This is a genomic window from Hymenobacter sedentarius, assembly GCF_001507645.1.
Taxonomy (GTDB): Bacteria; Bacteroidota; Bacteroidia; order Cytophagales; family Hymenobacteraceae; genus Hymenobacter; species Hymenobacter sedentarius.
This window is the reverse complement of sequence record NZ_CP013909.1, coordinates 4,297,769-4,314,233: the sequence shown is the minus strand read 5'-3', so window position 1 is coordinate 4,314,233 and position 16,465 is coordinate 4,297,769. Positions and strand designations below refer to the sequence as shown.

Annotated in this window: 13 protein-coding genes; 7 read left to right on the top strand and 6 right to left on the bottom strand. The window is 63.0% G+C overall.

Annotation, left to right across the window (positions count from 1 at the left end; translation table 11 throughout):
* Positions 1-10 precede the first annotated feature (10 nt).
* The 6 genes from AUC43_RS17610 to AUC43_RS17595 all read right to left on the bottom strand — a co-directional run bounded on the left by AUC43_RS17610 (position 11) and on the right by AUC43_RS17595 (position 5,791).
* A complete protein-coding gene (locus AUC43_RS17610; RefSeq protein ID WP_068196713.1) occupies positions 11-1,294 on the bottom strand; it encodes a TolC family protein in 1,284 nt (427 codons plus the stop codon).
* 58 nt (positions 1,295-1,352) lie between these two features.
* The gene (locus AUC43_RS17605) at positions 1,353-1,979 is read right to left on the bottom strand and encodes a TetR/AcrR family transcriptional regulator (protein WP_068196709.1); all 627 of its coding nucleotides are present in this window, start codon (positions 1,977-1,979) and stop codon (positions 1,353-1,355) included.
* Between the two features lie 318 nt (positions 1,980-2,297).
* The gene (locus tag AUC43_RS20520; protein ID WP_157781152.1) at positions 2,298-2,468 is read right to left on the bottom strand and encodes a DUF3606 domain-containing protein; all 171 of its coding nucleotides are present in this window, start codon (positions 2,466-2,468) and stop codon (positions 2,298-2,300) included.
* Positions 2,469-2,865: 397 nt separating this feature from the next.
* The gene (locus AUC43_RS17600; RefSeq protein WP_199243467.1) at positions 2,866-4,122 is read right to left on the bottom strand and encodes a pyruvate kinase; all 1,257 of its coding nucleotides are present in this window, start codon (positions 4,120-4,122) and stop codon (positions 2,866-2,868) included.
* A 6-nt stretch (positions 4,123-4,128) separates the two neighbouring features.
* A complete protein-coding gene (locus AUC43_RS21335) occupies positions 4,129-4,743 on the bottom strand; it encodes a pyruvate kinase (RefSeq protein WP_199243466.1) in 615 nt (204 codons plus the stop codon).
* Positions 4,744-4,891: 148 nt separating this feature from the next.
* Positions 4,892-5,791, bottom strand: a complete 900-nt coding sequence (locus tag AUC43_RS17595; RefSeq protein WP_068196706.1) for a hypothetical protein — start codon at positions 5,789-5,791, stop codon at positions 4,892-4,894.
* A 356-nt stretch (positions 5,792-6,147) separates the two neighbouring features.
* Here AUC43_RS17595 and AUC43_RS17590 point away from each other — a divergent pair, with 356 nt between their 5' ends.
* The 7 genes from AUC43_RS17590 (at position 6,148) to AUC43_RS17560 (ending at position 16,432) form a co-directional block, all read left to right on the top strand.
* A complete protein-coding gene (locus tag AUC43_RS17590; protein ID WP_068196703.1) occupies positions 6,148-7,149 on the top strand; it encodes a helix-turn-helix domain-containing protein in 1,002 nt (333 codons plus the stop codon).
* 32 nt (positions 7,150-7,181) lie between these two features.
* The gene (locus tag AUC43_RS17585; RefSeq protein ID WP_068196697.1) at positions 7,182-8,690 is read left to right on the top strand and encodes a sensor histidine kinase; all 1,509 of its coding nucleotides are present in this window, start codon (positions 7,182-7,184) and stop codon (positions 8,688-8,690) included.
* Positions 8,691-9,079: 389 nt separating this feature from the next.
* Positions 9,080-10,549: a BON domain-containing protein gene (locus AUC43_RS17580; RefSeq protein WP_068196693.1), complete on the top strand. Its 1,470-nt coding sequence runs from the start codon at positions 9,080-9,082 to the stop codon at positions 10,547-10,549.
* A gap of 64 nt (positions 10,550-10,613) precedes the next feature.
* The gene (locus AUC43_RS17575) at positions 10,614-11,438 is read left to right on the top strand and encodes a universal stress protein (RefSeq protein ID WP_068196691.1); all 825 of its coding nucleotides are present in this window, start codon (positions 10,614-10,616) and stop codon (positions 11,436-11,438) included.
* Positions 11,439-11,568: 130 nt separating this feature from the next.
* Positions 11,569-12,468: a universal stress protein gene (locus tag AUC43_RS17570; protein ID WP_068196688.1), complete on the top strand. Its 900-nt coding sequence runs from the start codon at positions 11,569-11,571 to the stop codon at positions 12,466-12,468.
* Positions 12,469-12,657: 189 nt separating this feature from the next.
* Positions 12,658-15,342: a cation-translocating P-type ATPase gene (locus AUC43_RS17565; protein WP_071885960.1), complete on the top strand. Its 2,685-nt coding sequence runs from the start codon at positions 12,658-12,660 to the stop codon at positions 15,340-15,342.
* 295 nt (positions 15,343-15,637) lie between these two features.
* Complete coding sequence (locus AUC43_RS17560; RefSeq protein ID WP_068196685.1) at positions 15,638-16,432, top strand: universal stress protein; 795 nt, start codon at positions 15,638-15,640, stop codon at positions 16,430-16,432.
* Positions 16,433-16,465 lie beyond the last annotated feature (33 nt).

The following is a 16,465-nucleotide window of genomic DNA, read 5'->3' as shown; positions in this document are numbered from 1 at the left end:
AACGGGCGGGCTAATTGCCGGACGTGGTTTGGTAAGCGTACTGCGCCTGCAGCAGCTGAATCTGGTGCAGCACCTGGGCCTGGCGGGCCGCGTCTTCGGCGTTGACCTTCGTGATGTACTCGTGTGAGGTGATGACGCCGTTTTGCAGCTGGGCCTGGGCGGAAGTCTTCACGGAGGCCCGCAGCGCCACCAGCTGCTCGTCCTGGGCCAGCAGCTCTTGGTAGCGCTGCACATCGGCGCGCTGCTGGCTCAGGGCCAGGTTGGTGTTGAACAGGAAGGTTTCGCGCTGCAGGTCCACGTTTTGGCGGCTCAGGCCGAGGAGCTGCACGTCGTGGCGGCGGGTGGTGTAGAGGCTGCTCGGGTTCCAGCTCAGGCGCACGCCGCCGAGCCAGAAAAAGCCGAAGTCGTTGCTGATGAAGTTGAACGTGGGCCGGCCGTAGTTCTGCTGAAAGAAGGCGCCGAGCCGGGGCCGGTAGGCGGCCCGCAACAGGTTTTCCTGGGTATCGTAGGTGCGCTTCTGCGCCTCATACAAGCTCAGCTCGGGGCGGTTGACCGACTGTGTGAGGCCCACTGGGGCGGGCAGGGCCAGTGGCGTTTGCTCGTCCAGGGTTTGATTGATGAAGAGTCCGAGCATGGCCAGATACGCCCGGCGGGTAGCGCGCAGCTGGGTCAAGCCTTGGTCCACGCCCAGCAGCTCGGCCTTTAGCTCGTTGAGGCTGCTGCGGAAGGCCACGCCGTTGGCTAGCTGGGCCTCGGTTTTCTGCACGCCGTTTTGCAGGTCGGCCCGGCGAAGGGCCGTTTGCTTGAGCTTCGCATCCACGAGCAGCACCCCGAAAAACAGTTGATTAACCCGCTCGCGTAGGGCGTAAAGGTTGACTTCCATGTTCTTTGCCTGCACGTCAGCCTCGGCCCGGCGCGCCTGCTGGGTGTAGCGGATGCCGCCGCCATCATACAGCACCTGGTCGAGCTGCCCAGTCACCTTGTACTGGTCCTTGCTGATGGTGGCCAGCGCGGCGGCCAGCGGAGACCCGGCGGGCAGCTCTTTGGCAAAGTTGATGGTTTCGCTCTGGTACGTGGCCTGGCCGGAGAAACTGAGCTGCGGCAGGTAGCCCTTGGCGGCGTTGGCCACCGAGTAGTCGCGGGTTTTCTCTATCAGCTCGCGCTGCCGAGTTAGCGGGTAGGTTTGCTGCGCCCGCGCCTGGCAGTCGGCGAGCGTCAGCGCCGGCTGGCCCGACTGCGCCCAGCTGGTGCCGGCCAGGGCCAGCCACCCAATAAGTGCCACTGTTTTTTTCATGAGCGAACCAAGGGTTGAAAGCGCACTTTAAAAAACCATTTAACTAACCGGCAAAAGGCTACGCCGACTGCAACAGGGTCTCAAACCACTGCGGCAGCAGTCGCTTGCGCTCCTGCATGAGGGCCGCAAAAGCGGCATCATCCTGCTCGGCGGCCAGCTGCAGCACCGGCCGCGCCACAAACGGAAACACAGCCATGCCCAGCAAGCTCATCAGCAGTTGTAAAGGGTAGCTTGCGCTGTGCCGGGCGCCCAGCTCCTCCCGCAGCTGCTGGGCAAAGCGGGAGTGGAGCAGCACCTTTTGGGCGCCCATAATGCCCGCTAGCTTCGCCGGATTGGCTTTTAGCTCACTAAAAATAAAGACGGGCAGCTCGGGCTGGGCCAGCAGCAAGTCGACATAGAAAGCAGCAATCAGCTCCACTTTTTCGCGCAGGGAAGTGGCTTCGTCCAACATGATGCGCTGCAGCTCGCCGGCAAACTGCTGCAGCTTTTCCAGCATCACCAGGTCAAATAGCTTTTCCTTGCTTCGGAAGTAATAGTTGAGCAGGGCAATGTTGAGTCCCGCTTCTTGGGCAATGTCCTTCACCCGCGTAGCCGCGTAGCCTTTCTGCAAAAACACTTTGCGTGCCGCTTCCTTAATGCGTTCTTCAGTGCTCGTATCCAGCGCGTCAGAGGCGGGTTTTTTCATGGCAGAAACTGTCTGGTGCTGAATCGATGAAGGCTAGCTTGATTTGGGCTTCAAGCTGTGAACTTCATTCGCAAAGTTAGCCCAATTACTCGAGGTTTAAAATTATGTTTTAAACAAACGTTTAATAATTGGCAATGGTTTTAAACCCCCCTTATTTGGGTGATTTAATTGCTTCACAAGCGAAAAAGCAGAAAGCCGGGAGGGTTCCAGCTCAGGTCCGGCATACGGACCAAGCGGGGCTAGGACTAAGCGCCATACTATTCACAGACGCAACCGAAGTTGTCCGGGCAGCGGCAAGAAGTGCTGTAAACGCGCGCTTTAGCGGCTCAGGTAAGCCTGAACGTCGGCGGGCAGCGTGCCGACGGCCAGGATGGCATTGCGCAGCTGGGTTTCGGAGCAGTGCATCACCTGGCACCAATAGTTCACGGCGATGGTAGACTGCAGGTTGATGCGGGTGAGGTCGACGGTGGCGGGCGGTTGCAAGGGCAAAAGGAAAAATTGGGGTGAAAAAGCAGAGGCAGCTTGTGCCGAACTTCTTGTCCGCAGAGACTCCCGCTAATGTAAGGGCATCCAAGCGCATGAAGTTCCGCTTGCGCTACGCGGGCCTTTCACCAAGCTAAGCAATTTTCTTCCAAATTGCGCCAAGCCGGAGACAAGGAAAATACCAGCCCAATCGTAAGCTCCGCAGTGCCAGCCGCAAACGGTGGAATTGCGAATATCCAGTGCTATATGCCGAAATTTGCGCCATGGGGTATTTATCCAAAGTCAATTTTTTTCGAGAGGTTCTGCCCAAGGCGGCCATCCTGGCGGCGCTGGTGGGGCTGCTCACGGTGCTGGAAAAGTGTGGGGTCATCCATCGCTGGTAATAAAACAAGCAGGGGCTGGCTTATAGCGGGGTGCTTTCGGGCTCCGGCAGCATCTGGGCCACGTGCAGGCTCCGCAGCATGGCGCTTTTCTTGTGCTGGTGGCCCTGCATGCGTCGGAAAATACCATCAAGGGTTTCGACGGCCTGCACCACCCGCGGCCCTTTGTTGAGCATGACGCATTCGGCCCGGTTGCCCATGGCCGCATCCGTGATTTCGGCCCGCGAGGGCAGGCCGCCGCTGGCCAGGCTTTCCAGCACCTGCGTAGCCCAGATAACCGGCACATGCGCCGCTTCGCACAGCCACAGGATTTCTTCCTGCACCTCGGCCAGGCGCTCGAAGCCGCACTCCACGGCCAGGTCCCCGCGCGCTATCATCACCCCAAAGCCAGGGGCCCGCATTGCAGTGAGCAAAATGGCCGGCAGCTGCTCGAAGCCCCGCTGCGTTTCTACTTTGATAATGAAGGGAATGGGCCGCTCCGTGAGTTGGGCCAGCCGCTGCTGGAGCAACTCCACATCTTGTGGCCGGCTGGCAAAGGAAAGGCCGACCATGTCCGCGTGCTGTGCAATGAAAGCCAGGTCCTCTTGGTCTTTCGGAGTCAAGGCGGGCAGGGGCAGCAGGCTGTCGGGCAGATTGATGCCTTTGTCGTTGCGCAGTTTCTCGCCCTTTGCCCGGGCCTGGGTGATGCGCACGAGCAATGCATCTGGCTCCACTTGCTCCACCACGCCGCCAATCTTGCCATCGTCGAACCAGACCCGCTCGCCCAGCTTTACATGGTCGAGCAGCTCCGGCATGGTGCAGCCGATAGCTGCCTGGGTACCGGTGGAGTCCAGCGCCCCGGGGTACCGGTTGAGCTGCAGCACATCGCCGGGGCGCAGGAGCAGAAACGCTTCGAGCCGGGGAATCCGCTGCAGCATCGCCTCTCCGGCGGGACTCCAAAAAAGGGTGTCGGGGGCCAGATAGGCGGTTTTGCGCAGCTCAGCCCAACAGCCCTGCTCGCTGATGCTCAGCACGCGTAGCTTGCGCTTGCGGCCGCGCCGGTCCCGGAACCGAACGGGGTTATTGGCCTGCAAGCCGCGGAGCCACGCCGCCGGCAGCGCCAGGCTGACCAGCGTGCTAGCGGAATTGGCGGGGGCTGGTTGGGGCTGCTCCTGCGGCGTCAGCCACACAGAGGCGGGCATCAGCACCCGGCCAGAATCGTCGCGAAACGGGTTGATTCGCAATATGGAAGGGCCCGGCGGCAGGCCGGCGGTGCGGAGCTTGGCCCCGGCCAGGTCCATGCTGATTCAGCAGCTCCTGCCCAATTCCTGCTCGGCGTGGCGCAGGTGCTCAATCATCTTTTGCCAGGCGGCCACGTTGTCGTGCGCGCAGTTGATGCGCGCGCAGTCCATGCCCTGGCGCAGCAGGTCCCGGACTAGGGCGTAGTCGGCCGCGGCCTCGCTGGGCAGGGTAACCATGATGCGGACGCCGCGGCTGGCCGGAACGGGGCCCAGTACGGCATCGCTGTGCTGAGCCAGCAGCCCCGCCCCACTGGCGAAAGCCGGCGCGTCCTCGCTGGGGAGCAGCAGGTTGGGTGTGCCCGGCTGGGTCAGCTCGTGTAAAACGGCCAGTACCGCCTCCACGCTGGCCAGGGCGTGGGCCTCGGCACGGCCCAACGAGGAGAGACCGAGCACGGCCAGGCGGCTTTGCAGGGGGCGCAGGTCGCGGCGGCGCAACGCCAGGTAGTGCAGGAGGTTGAAGGCGCTGGCGCGAAAGACCGGGCTAACGGCTGCCACGCGGCTGCCGGCCTGCGCGGCCGCCTGTACCATTTCCTGGCGCAATGCCGTTAGCTCGGCCAGCAGTTCGGCAATTTCTGCAGCGTAGCGGGTAGCAAACGAGGATGAGGTAGGTTCGTCGGACATAACGAAGTGCGTTTGGAGCCACCAGCAGTTGTTATCGGCTGGCCCTTATTTCTAAGGTCGCGATTTCACACGCCGCTTCAAAGCACAACGATGGGTGTCGATGCGTTAAAATCCAGGCTGCCCGTTCGGTATTCTCTTGTAGTATGGCTCAGTAGGTAAGCTCGCGCTGCGCCAGCCGGGGCCGCTGGTTGGGGGTAGTGCGCAGGTGGTCGGCGCCCCAGCTAAAATTCATTGACCCGTCGGCATTGGGTACCACAAACACCGGGTCGTTTTCCGCAATGTGTGCCGACACGGCGAACATCGCCATCACGCCGGAGCCCAGGTGCATGCACACAAAGCCCAGCGCTACTTGCCAGAATGCCACGGGCAGCACCTGGGCGGGCACCACCAGCAGGTAGAATAAATAGTAGGCCTTGCTCACAAAGGCCGAAACCCAGCGCGCCAGCGGGTTTTGGGCCCACACGCGGTCCGACTTTTCCAGTTTCTCGCGCTGATAGTACTGAAAATGGCGGAACAGCGCCCAAAACAGAAGGAAGAATGGATAGAGCAGCCGCAGGTACCGGCGCCGGTACACGTGCCCCGCCCGGGTGGTGGTAAAGGGGGTCACGTACACCAGCGTATAGTCCGAAACTTCGTTGGGCGCTTCCTGCGGGCTGCGTTGGGCCGGAGTGGGCCCGGGGGGCCTGGTTTTGTAGCGGTAGCCGTTGCTGCTGAGCAGGCGCTTGTAGTGCGTTAGAAAGGACTTCATCCAGGGGCGCGTGGAGAACAGAATCCCGCGGGCGGCGTCCTGCACAATGCTGATGGCGGCCCGCAGCAGGAACGCGCCCATCAAAAACCACAGCAGCAAAAACATGCCCAGCGGCATTGCCACGAGCAGCAGCAGGCCGTAGGTGGCGCCAAAAAGGACGCTGAACAGTACCGTTTTTCCAACGGCCAAGGGGGTGGTGTACTCGCTCAGGCCCTGCTGTTCGAAATATGCATTCAGGCGGTGCTCAAGCGCCTGACACAACCTCCGCACCGGGTCGGGCTGAAAGTGGGCTGTGTTCATGGCGGTGGTGGCTAAAGGTGGTCAATGCTGCCCGGTACCGGCGTGTACCACCCGGCTAAGGTGATGCAGCACAGCGGCCGCGGCCTGCAAGGGCGAGCAAAACGCAGCGTGAACCACGAACCGCTCGAGCTGACGGATGGGCTTTGCACGGCACCAGAAAGTTACCATCTCAGTAGGCTGAACCCTAATTGAGGGCTAAGACTTCATTTTTTAATTTCCGCTACTCCTGCTCCGTTTCGGCTACGGCCCGGTTTTGTTCGGCAGCTGGTGCAAATCGGCCAGGCCTGCTTTGTTTTTGGCTCAATATTTACTAACTTATTCGATTATTATTGCAATTTCCACCCAGCGGGCTACCCATGAAGCTGCCCCATGCACAGGTGCGATTTTTCCAGCACATCAAAGCCCAGCTGCTCCCGCATCAGTCGTTGGTGGAGGAAGTAGCCGACCTCCTGGGGCTCAGTACCGATAGTGCCTACCGGCGCATTCGGGGCGAAAAATGCATGGACTTGAACGAGGTGCAAAAGGTTGGGCTGCACTTTCGGGTTTCCATCGACCAGTTTTTGTTTCCCCAAACCGAGGCCATCCTCTTCACGGGGCGGCAGCCGCTGCAGGAAGCGCCTTCCCTCGAGCACTGGCTGCAGGATATGGAACGGCAGCTTGAGCTGATTAATGGCTATGCCAATGCGCACATCTACTTTATCGTTAAGGACATACCGGTTTTCTACCACTTCCAGTTTCCGGAGCTCACGGAGTTCAAGTTCTACTTCTGGATGAAGTCCATCCTCCACGACGACAAGCTGCGCGGGGTAAAATTCAAAATCGGGGATGCGCGTTACCGCCCCCTGCACGAGGCCTGCCAACGCCTGGTGGGGCTCTACAACCGCGTTGCGACCACCGAAATCTGGAATGCGGAGAGCCTGAATAGCACCCTGCGCCAAATCAACTTTTACAAGGAATTTGAGGCCTTCGACTCCGAAGACGACCTGCACCTGCTGTACGCCAGACTAGGCGAGCTGCTCAACTACCTGGAAGCCCAGGCCGAGGGCGGCACCAAGTTCACCAGCGGCCAGGCGCCCCGGCCCGATGGCCCCGCCTACCAGCTGTTCATCAACGAGTTGATACTGGGCGACAACACCTTGGCGGCCGAACTGGGCAAAGGCCGCATCACTTTTCTCAACCACAGCGTGCTCTACTTCGTGGGCACCCGCGACGAAGGCTTCAACAACTTCATGTTTGCCAACCTCGACAATCTGATGAAGAAGTCTACCCTCATCAGCGGCAGTGGCGAAAAGGAGCGCACCCAGTTTTTCAACACCCTCCGCCACCGACTGCACGCCCAAACCCTGGCCCTCCGCTAGCCCCCGGCCCTGCGCCTAAACGCCCTTCGAGCATGGACTATTTACAGCTAGTACCGGCAGCTTGGCGTCTTCGGTTTCCGGATGCGACCGAGCGGGAGTTTATTGATTACTATAACGTTACGACCATCAATGCCATCCGGATATCCCTGGCCGTGGGTGTCATCCTCTACGCCGCGTTTGGGCTGCTGGACTTGAATTCCCTTCCCGTCACGACTTCGACGGCCTGGTTCTACCGCTTTAGCGTGGGGTGCCCGGCCATCTTTATTGCCCTGCTGTTCAGCTACATCACGCCCCTGCGGGGGCTTTTGCAAGTGGTGATGACCGTGATGTGCATCGTGGCGGGCCTGGCGCTGGTGCTCATCGTGCGGCAAAGCCAGCCCACCGAGCTGGCCTACGACCATTACTATGTGGGCGTGATAATCATCATGATGTTTACGGGCTCGTGGGTGCGGCTGCGGTTTTGGCATGCCTTGGCGGCCCACACCGTCATCATTGGCGCCTACTTCATCCTCGTCTCGCACGCCCGCCACCTGGCCGTCGACCGCCATCTGATTGTCAACAACACCGTTTTTCTGCTGGCCGCCTACTTTGTGGCTTCCTTAACGGGCTACATTTTTGAGGTTGACAGCCGCATTGGTTTCCTGCAGTGGAAAACCATCGAAGCCGAAAAGAACACCTCCAACCTGCAGCGCGAAGAAATAACAGTGCAAGCCCAGCAGCTGGCCGAAACCATTGGCGTGCTGAAGGATACGCAGGCCCAGCTGGTGCAGCGCGAAAAAATGGCTGCGCTGGGCGAGCTCACGGCCGGGGTGGCCCACGAAATCCAGAACCCCTTAAACTTCGTCAAGAACTTTGCCGAGGTGAGCCGGGAGATGCTGGAGGAGATGCAGCAGTCGCTGGCCAACGAGCACCTGACCGAACCCGGCACCGCCACGGTGCAGGCGCTGCTGCGCGACCTGGGCAACATGCAGCAGAAGATAGGCCAGCACAGCCAGCGGGCCGATGCCATCGTGAAAGGCATGCTGGAGCACTCGCGCAGTACCGGCGGCAACCGCCAGCCCACCGACCTCAACCGCCTGGCCGAGGAAGCCCTGCGCCTGAGCTACCACAACCGCCAACTCCAGGAACCGGCCTTCACGGCCAACCTCGCCACCGATTTTGACCCGCACGTGGGCCTGGTTTCCGTGGCCTCCACCGACATTCAGCGCGTGCTGCTCAACCTGCTGGGCAATGCGTTCTACTCGGTGTCGCACAAAAAGCAGCGGCTGGGCGCGGCCTTCACGCCCCAGGTGAAGGTGGCCACCAAGCGCCGGGGCAAGGGCGTCGAAATCCGGGTGCGCGACAATGGCGCTGGCATGAGCAAAGAGGTGCTCCAGAAGCTGTTTCAGCCTTTTTTTACCACCAAGCCGCCGGGCGAAGGCACCGGCCTGGGGTTGTCGATAAGCCATGATATCATCACCAGCGGCCACGGGGGAGCCATCTCGGCAACTTCGCAGAGCGGCGAGTACGCGGAGTTTTGTATTACGCTGCCGGCCATGTAGTTGCGCCCCCCCCGGCGCCAGGGGCCGGCAGTGGCCATGGGGTAGGGATGAGGAAAATCAAGGGGGCGCATGATAGTGGTCAAGGCAATTGATGGGCTGAGAAAGCATTTTTGTCAAGTTCTGATTCTAACTCCTTCACCGGCCGAGCCAGCGGTTCTGGTATCACCTTCTTCGTCACTCGTCATGGTTGCTATTCCGTTTTGGCTGGCGCTGCTGCCCTTGGCGCTCATGTACCTGGCCGTGGCTTCGCTGGCCATGCTCGGGACCCGGGTGCGCAGCACCGCCCACCAGTAAGGCCGCACGGCCTGATACCGCCCGGGCGGCAAGGCCCTGGGCCGCGAAGCCGCTGCTAGCAGGCAGTGGCCCATACTCTAATTGCTTGTATCGTGATGACTACGCTCCCTTCTTCGGAGGCCCGGGAAGAACGCCTGGCCGACGCCGACATCATGGCGGCGGTGGAGCTGCTTTTGCTCAAAAAAGGGGTGTGTTCGAGCCTACTCCATACCCAGTGCCGGGCGGGCATTGTGGAGCTGGTGGGCTTCACCGACAGCCTGCTTTCGCGCGAGCGCGCCGTGGCCATTGCCAAAGCGGTGCGCGGCGTGCGCGGCGTCATCGCCGACATTGGCATTCGCACGCCCGATGTGCCCGACGCCGAACTCAAGCAGCGGGCGGAGCAGGCCCTGCAGCTGGACCCGGCCGCCGGCGACTACCCGGTGCAGTGCTACGCCCACAACGGCCACGTGCGGCTGGAAGGCACCGTGAAAACCTGGGCCGAATCGCAGCTGGTGCTGCGCGTGCTCACCGGCGTGCCCGGGGTGCGGCAGGTAGACAACCACCTCACCGTGCAGGATGGCGGCGTGAAAATCTCCGACGAAGACATTACCAAGCAAGTGCGCGAGCTACTTGACTGGGACATCCGCGTGAAGAGTCCCTTGGTCGACATTCGCACTGAGCAGGGCGTGGTGCACCTCTCCGGCACGGTAGGCACGGCCGCCGAGCACGAGCAGGCGGTGGCCACGGCCCACATGGCCGGTGCCCACCGCGTAGATGCCCGCGACCTGGTGGTGGCCTACTGGGCCCTCGACAAGGAGCTGCGGCGGCAGAAGTTTGCGCCCAAGGCCGACGAAGCCGTGGCCGAGGCCGTGCGCGACACCCTGCGGCTTGACCCGCGCGTGCAGGCCTTTGAGCCCCAGGTGCACGTGCGCGATGGCGTGGTGACGCTGCTGGGCACCGTGGGCAACCTGCGCGCCCGCCACGCCGCCGAACAAGACGCCGCCAACGTGGTGGGCGTGTGGGGCGTGAACGACTTGCTGCAGGTGCGGGGGCAGTTTCCCTCGCCCGATGGCCGCATTCAGCAGCAGATTAAGGATGCCCTGGCTTCCGATTCGTTTTTAAGCCAGTACAGCTTCACGGTGAACGTGTACAACGGCAAGGCCCAGCTCTACGGCACCGTCGCGTCGCACTTCGAGCTGGAGCGGGCGCAGGAAATCGTGGCCAGCTCCAGCGGCGTGGTGGAGTTGGTGAACTGCCTGGAGCTGGCGGCGGCCAATGAGGAACCAGCCGAGCTGGCTTTGGCCGCAACGGAAACGGACGAAACTCCGGTGCCTACGGCTTCGGGGCCCGTGCCCGACCATGTGCTGGCGCAGCGCCTGCGCCACCGCTATTACTGGTCGGCGCTGCTCCACGACCAGGACATCAAAATTGCGGTGCGTGAAGGCCGGGTGACCCTCACCGGCACCGTGGAAACGTGGCTGGAGCGCCGCCGCGCCGCGGCCGAAGCCCTGGAGTGCGGCGCCCGCGACGTGAACAACCACCTCCACCTGATGGCCAGCCCAACCGGGCCCGTGCCGACCGCCTAACCCCAGCATGCCAACCGGTTACGCGGGCCCTTTTCAATCTTACACGTAGCTTATTATGACTCCCATGACACCTGCCATCGTAGTACTGACCGATTTTTTTGCTCTCGCCAACCGGGCCCTTTCGTATGCGGCCGGGTTGGCCGTGCCGCTCAAGGCGCACCTGGTGTTGCTGCACGTCCGGCACGACGGCCTGCTGTCGCCCGAAGAGTATTCGCACAAAGCTGCCCGGCGCGACGAAAAGCAACTGCAGCAGGAGCTTAACAAGCTGGCCAGCAGCCAGCCCGTGCCTGCCGAAGTAGAGATATCCGAAGACTTCCTGCCCGAGGCCGTAGCGGAGGCCGTGCGCCACCACCAGCCCCAGCTGCTGGTGCTGGGCCGCCCCGGCACGGCGGTAGCGCCCATGGAAGTCGTGACCGGCGCCGCCATGGATTTGCTGCGGGCCGTGCCCTACCCGCTTCTGATTGTGCCCACCGTGGGCTGGGGCGACTTTCCGCCGCGCAAGCTGGTGCTTGCCGTCGATGGCGACGAGTTTACCCTGTTTGATAACCAGGGCATTATGGCGCAGCTGCTGTCGGCCTTAAACGCGACGCTGACGGTGCTGTACGTTACCAATCAGAAAGACCCAGGGGCAGCGGCCGGGCACCGCATTCGGCACGCCATTCACAAAAGTGGCCTCGAAGAACTCACGCAGGGGAGGGCCCCGCACATGGTGTACCACACCCACGCCAAGGACGGCATTTTGCTGGGCGCCACCGAGCTCAATGCCGACCTGTTGGTGGTGGTGGCCCGCCGCCACAGCTTGTTGGGCAGCCTGTTTCACCGCAGCGTCACGGCTCAACTTATCAGCGAAAGCGCCATTCCGCTCTTGCTGCTGCCGGCGCAGGACTAACCAAATTGAGCCAGCACTGCCCGCCGCATCCGGGCCGGCGGGCAGTGCTGGCTTTGAGCCCCGGAGACCGGGACATCCCTCGGTTCGCTTTTAGCTCAATTGATTAACTCCACGCTTTAATCTGCTTGCCATGAGCCTCGCGCTAATTGTATTGACCAGTTTCTATCCGGCGGCGCAGCAGGCAGTTGCCTATGCCGATGCGTTGGGCTGTGCCGTGGGAGGCCATGTGGTGTTGCTGCACGCCAATCGGGTCACCATTCTGGACCAATACGCCTTTGCCGGGGAAAGCTGGCGGCGGCAGGAGCTGGAGCGCGACGAAGAGGTGGAAGTCCTCCTGGCTCAGCAGGCCGCCCGGCTCCGGTCGCCATCCACGGTAGAAATGGCTACCGACCTGATGCCCGAACTGGCCGAGGACCTGATTTCCCGCCACCACCCGGCCCTTTTTATAATCGGCCGCCCGGACCCCGACGCGGCCGGCCCCGAACGACTCACGCCCATTGTGCTGGATATTCTGCGGGCCGCGCACATGCCCGTGCTGCTGGTGCCGCACGGCACGCCCGCTGCCGACCCGCCCCAGCGGGTGCTGGTGGCGGCCGACGGGGAGGCTTTTGGCGTGGCCGGGCCGGCGGCTGGCGTCCAGCAGCTGCTCAGCAGCCTAGGGGCCCGCGTGACGGTGGCCCACGTGTCGCCGCTGGAAGACGACGATGCTTGCGCCCGCGCCTTGAAAGCCGTGCAGGACAGCGGCCTCCTTACCGGGCTGGCCGATGTGGACCTGCAGGGCTTTCAGTTCCAGCACCCCATCAGCGGCATATTGGAAGCCATCAGAAGTACGCAGGCCGACCTGGTAGTGGTGGTGGCCCGGCCCCGCAGCTACCTCGGCGAGCTGTTTCACAAGAGCGTAACCGCTGAAGTAATGCACCAGAGCCCGGTGCCCGTGCTGGTGGTGCCCGCGGCCCAACCGCACGGTACCGATGGCAAGCTGCCGCAGCCGCAAGACAAATACACCGTGCCCTGGCCCGGAATATCCTAGCCCGCCCGGTGCAGGCGGGGTCAGGCCAAGCTCCGCAGGGCTACCATCCAGCTACTTTAGCGCCAGGCAGCTTGCTCAAAATGGAGTGGCTTACATTCCGCTTATGGCTTGAGGGTGAAGTTGCTATGGATTTAAAGCTGCGCGCCCCGTGTTTGCGGGGCAAGTAGCTTTCACGTTGCCCTTCCTATTATGGCTGCCCAAGTTGAAACCCCAGCCGCTACCGAGCCCCTGCATGCTACGGGCCTCACCGAAGCCGAAGCACGGGAGCGGCTACGGCAATACGGGCCCAATTCGGTAGAAGCCGCACCGCCCGAAAGTTGGGCTATAATCCTGCTGCGCCAGTTCCGCAGCGTGATAGTGGTGGTGCTGGGCGGGGCAGCGCTGTTCTCCTTTATTTTTCACGACTACGCCGAGGCCTATGCCATCCTGGCCGTCATTTTCATCAACGCCGCCATCGGGTTTGGGCTGGAATGGAACGCCCAGGCGTCCATGACGGCCCTGCGCCGCATGGGCCTCACCACGGCACGGGTAATGCGCGAAGGCCAGGTGCGGGCCGTTCCCGCCGACCAGCTGACCATCGGCGACGTGCTGCTGGTGGAGGCCGGCGAAGTGGTGGCCGCCGACGCCGACCTCTTCCACGCCCAGCAGCTGCAGGTGAACGAGTCGGCCCTGACCGGCGAATCCATGCCGGTGGAAAAAAGCCTGGCCGGCGCCCCGCCCGATGCCCCGCTGGCCGAGCAGCTGCAGCGGCTTTTCAAGGGCACGGCCGTGGTCAATGGCACGGGCCGCGCCGTGGTGACGCAGGTGGGCAGCGGCACCCAGCTGGGCGCCATTACCCAAATGGTGCAGCAGGCCGAGCGCGCGGCCACGCCCCTCGAAGCCAAGCTCAATCACCTGGCTCGCCAGCTGGTTTTCATCACCATTGGGCTGGCGGCTTTGTTTGTGATAATCGGGCTGTTTGAAGGCAAATCCGCTTATTTATTGCTGAAAACGGCCATTGTGCTCGCCGTGGCCGCCATTCCCGAAGGCCTCTCCATCGTGGCCACGCTGGCCCTGGCGTATGGCATGCTGCGGCTGGCCAAGCGCAACGTGCTGGTGAAGCGGCTGGCCGCGGTGGAAACCCTGGGCGGCACCGACGTCATCTTTACAGACAAAACCGGCACCCTCACCCAGAACCAGATGGCGGTTGATACCGTCTGGCTGCCCGAAACGCGCCTGCATTTTCCCGTCGATGCCGGGCATGTGGCCCTGGCGGGGGAGTCGTACCAGCTGCTGCTGCGGGTGGCCGTGCTGTGCAACAACGCCTCGTACTCGCCCACCCAGGCCGACGCCGCCCTGGGCGACCCGCTGGAAGTGGCGCTGCTGGCCTTGGCCCACGAGGGCGGCTTCGACGTGCCCGGCGCGCTGGGCACCGCCGACCGCCTTGCCGAGCGGCCCTTCAACTCCGAAACGCGCCTCATGGCCACCCTGCACCGGCACGTGGCCGGCCAGGTCTGGGTGGCCGTGAAAGGCGCCGCCGAAGAAGTGCTCCAGCACTGCACCCAGCAGCACACCGCCGAGGGCGCCCAGCCCTTATCCGAGCCGCAGCGGGCCGAATGGCTGCTGCACGCCGAGCAAATGGCCCAAACCGGCCTGCGCGTGTTGGCCCTGGCGTACCGGGTGCTGCCCTATGAGGACGAAAAAGAATGGGCCGAAGAGCTGACCTGGTTGGGGCTGGTGGCCTTTCTCGACCCGCCCCGCCCCGAGGTGATACCCGCCCTCAATGCCTGCCAGCGGGCCGGCATCCTCGTGCTGATGGCCACCGGCGACCACCCCGCCACCGCCCTCACCGTGGCCCGGCAGGTGCACATGGTGGCCGGGGAGGAAGCCGCTGTGCTAACAGGAGCCGAGCTGCGGGATTTGTTGGCAAACACCGACGAAACCGACCAACGGTTTTGGCAAGCCCGCGTGTTTGCGCGCGTGAGCCCGGCCCAGAAGCTGGACCTAATCCGCCTGTACCAGGAGCGCGGCCACGTGGTGGCCATGACCGGCGACGGCGTAAACGATGCGCCCGCCCTCAAAAAAGCCGACATTGGGGTGGCCATGGGCAAGCGCGGCACCCAGGTAGCCAGCGAAGCGGCGGCGCTGGTGCTGCGCGACGATTCTTTCGCTTCCATTGTGGCGGCTGTGGAGCAGGGCCGCATCATTTTCTTGAATATCCGCCGCTTCGTGCTGTACCTGGTGTCGTGCAACCTGAGCGAAATCCTGGTGGTAACGGCCACCAGTTTGCTGGCCACCGGTTCGGGGCTGCTGCCGCTACAAATCCTGTTTTTAAACCTGCTCACCGACGTGTTTCCGGCGCTGGCATTGGGGGTAGGGAAGGGCAGTCCTACCGTGATGAACCATCGGCCCCGCCACCCGCAAGGCCCCGTGATGCGACCCGGCGACTGGCGCCTGGCGGTAGCCTATGCCGCCCTGATGACGGCCGCCCTGCTGACCAGCGACCACCTCGCCCGCCACCAATACGGCCTCTCCGACGAAGAGGCCAATGCGGTGCTGTTCTATGGCCTGGGCGCTACCCAGCTCCTGCACGTGTTCAACATGGTAAGCATCGGCACGCCGGTGCGGCAAAACGACGTGCTCCGCAACCCCTACGTGTGGCTGGCCCTGGCCCTCTGCACCGGCCTGCTGCTGCTGAGTTATTACCAACCGCTTTTTCACCGGCTATTAGACATCCAGCCGCTCACCCTCACGGCCCTGCTTCTGATTCTCATTCCGGCCGTAGCCGTCCTGATAGTGGGCCACTTACTGGGCTTGCTCCTGAGTAAATGGCGTAAAAAACCATCTGGTAGCGCAGGCGCCGGACACAGCCCCCGCTGGCCTAAAGCGACCTGAATGGAGCTGGACTCTTGGGCAATAGTAAGGGTTAAAGTGTGCTGTCCTGCCGTTGGCGGGAGCTACGGCGCCCAGGCCAGAGAAGTTGAGCTGCGGAGCTGCCACCCGAGCCATTGCCCTAACATGCATCAAGTCCAGGCTTGATAATCGTCATGGTATCGGGTGAGTGTTTAGGCGAATTTAGGGCAGCGTTTACTGGTTGCGGCGGGATTTTAAGCCCGGGCGCTCCAGCAGCATGCAGCGCATCGGCCCGCGCCCGCCCTGGTTCCCGATGATGGCCCCGTTACTCCTTTCTATGGAACCTGCTTTTGTCGTGCTCACCGATTTGTCGTCTTCCGCCGAAGCGGCATTGCTGTATACGACCCAACTGGCCAGGCACGTCAACGGGCGCGTGGTGTTGCTGCACGTTTACCTGGACCCGCTCCTGGAACTGGAAGTATCCCTCGTGCCGGCCACCGTGCAAGTGGCCAGCCGCCAGGAGATAATGGCGAATATGGCAAAGCGCACCCAGCAGCTGGGGGTTCCGGCCCTAATCGAGCTTTCCGACGATTCGCTGGAGGTCGCGGTCCAGCACATGATTTTGCGGTACCACCCACTGCTGCTGGCGGCGTGGCGCGAGGCGCCGCACACGGCGGTGGCCAGCCAGGCCCGCTACCCGCTGCTGCTCGTGCCCGAAACCTGGACCGGCGCCGGCCTGCCCCGGCGCGTGGTGGTGGCCGCCGACGAGCAAAGCTTCGGGCTCACGCCCCCGGCGCTGGCCCTGGCCCCGCTGCTGCAGGCCCTGCAGGCCAAGACCACGCTCGTGCACGCCAGCCCGGGCCGCGGGCCGGCCCCGCTGGACGCGGCCCTGCTGGCGGTGGGGCGCACCGGGCTGTTCGGGGGGCTGACGGGCAGCGACGTGTACGAGGTGCCGGAGGAGGCGCCGGCCCCGGGCGTGCTGCGGGCCTGCGCCGAGCTCGGGGCCGAGCTGCTGGTCGTGCCGGCCCGGCCGCACACGCTGCTCGGCGGCGTGTTCCACCGTTCCGTCACGGCCGAGCTGCTCCGCCGCAGCCCCATCCCCGTCCTCGTGCTGCCCATTACCGAGGCTTGAGCTGATTGCTGAGCGGAAAACCACGTCGCTGAA

Coding starts and splice junctions, on each gene's coding strand:
- AUC43_RS17610 (WP_068196713.1), bottom strand. CDS start 1,294: ATGAAAAAAACAGTGGCACTTATTGGGTGGCTGGCCCTGGCCGGCACC.
- AUC43_RS17605 (WP_068196709.1), bottom strand. CDS start 1,979: ATGAAAAAACCCGCCTCTGACGCGCTGGATACGAGCACTGAAGAACGC.
- AUC43_RS17600 (WP_199243467.1), bottom strand. CDS start 4,122: ATGGACCTGGCCGGGGCCAAGCTCCGCACCGCCGGCCTGCCGCCGGGC.
- AUC43_RS21335 (WP_199243466.1), bottom strand. CDS start 4,743: ATGTCCGACGAACCTACCTCATCCTCGTTTGCTACCCGCTACGCTGCA.
- AUC43_RS17595 (WP_068196706.1), bottom strand. CDS start 5,791: ATGAACACAGCCCACTTTCAGCCCGACCCGGTGCGGAGGTTGTGTCAG.
- AUC43_RS17590 (WP_068196703.1), top strand. CDS start 6,148: ATGAAGCTGCCCCATGCACAGGTGCGATTTTTCCAGCACATCAAAGCC.
- AUC43_RS17585 (WP_068196697.1), top strand. CDS start 7,182: ATGGACTATTTACAGCTAGTACCGGCAGCTTGGCGTCTTCGGTTTCCG.
- AUC43_RS17580 (WP_068196693.1), top strand. CDS start 9,080: ATGACTACGCTCCCTTCTTCGGAGGCCCGGGAAGAACGCCTGGCCGAC.
- AUC43_RS17575 (WP_068196691.1), top strand. CDS start 10,614: ATGACACCTGCCATCGTAGTACTGACCGATTTTTTTGCTCTCGCCAAC.
- AUC43_RS17570 (WP_068196688.1), top strand. CDS start 11,569: ATGAGCCTCGCGCTAATTGTATTGACCAGTTTCTATCCGGCGGCGCAG.
- AUC43_RS17565 (WP_071885960.1), top strand. CDS start 12,658: ATGGCTGCCCAAGTTGAAACCCCAGCCGCTACCGAGCCCCTGCATGCT.
- AUC43_RS17560 (WP_068196685.1), top strand. CDS start 15,638: ATGGAACCTGCTTTTGTCGTGCTCACCGATTTGTCGTCTTCCGCCGAA.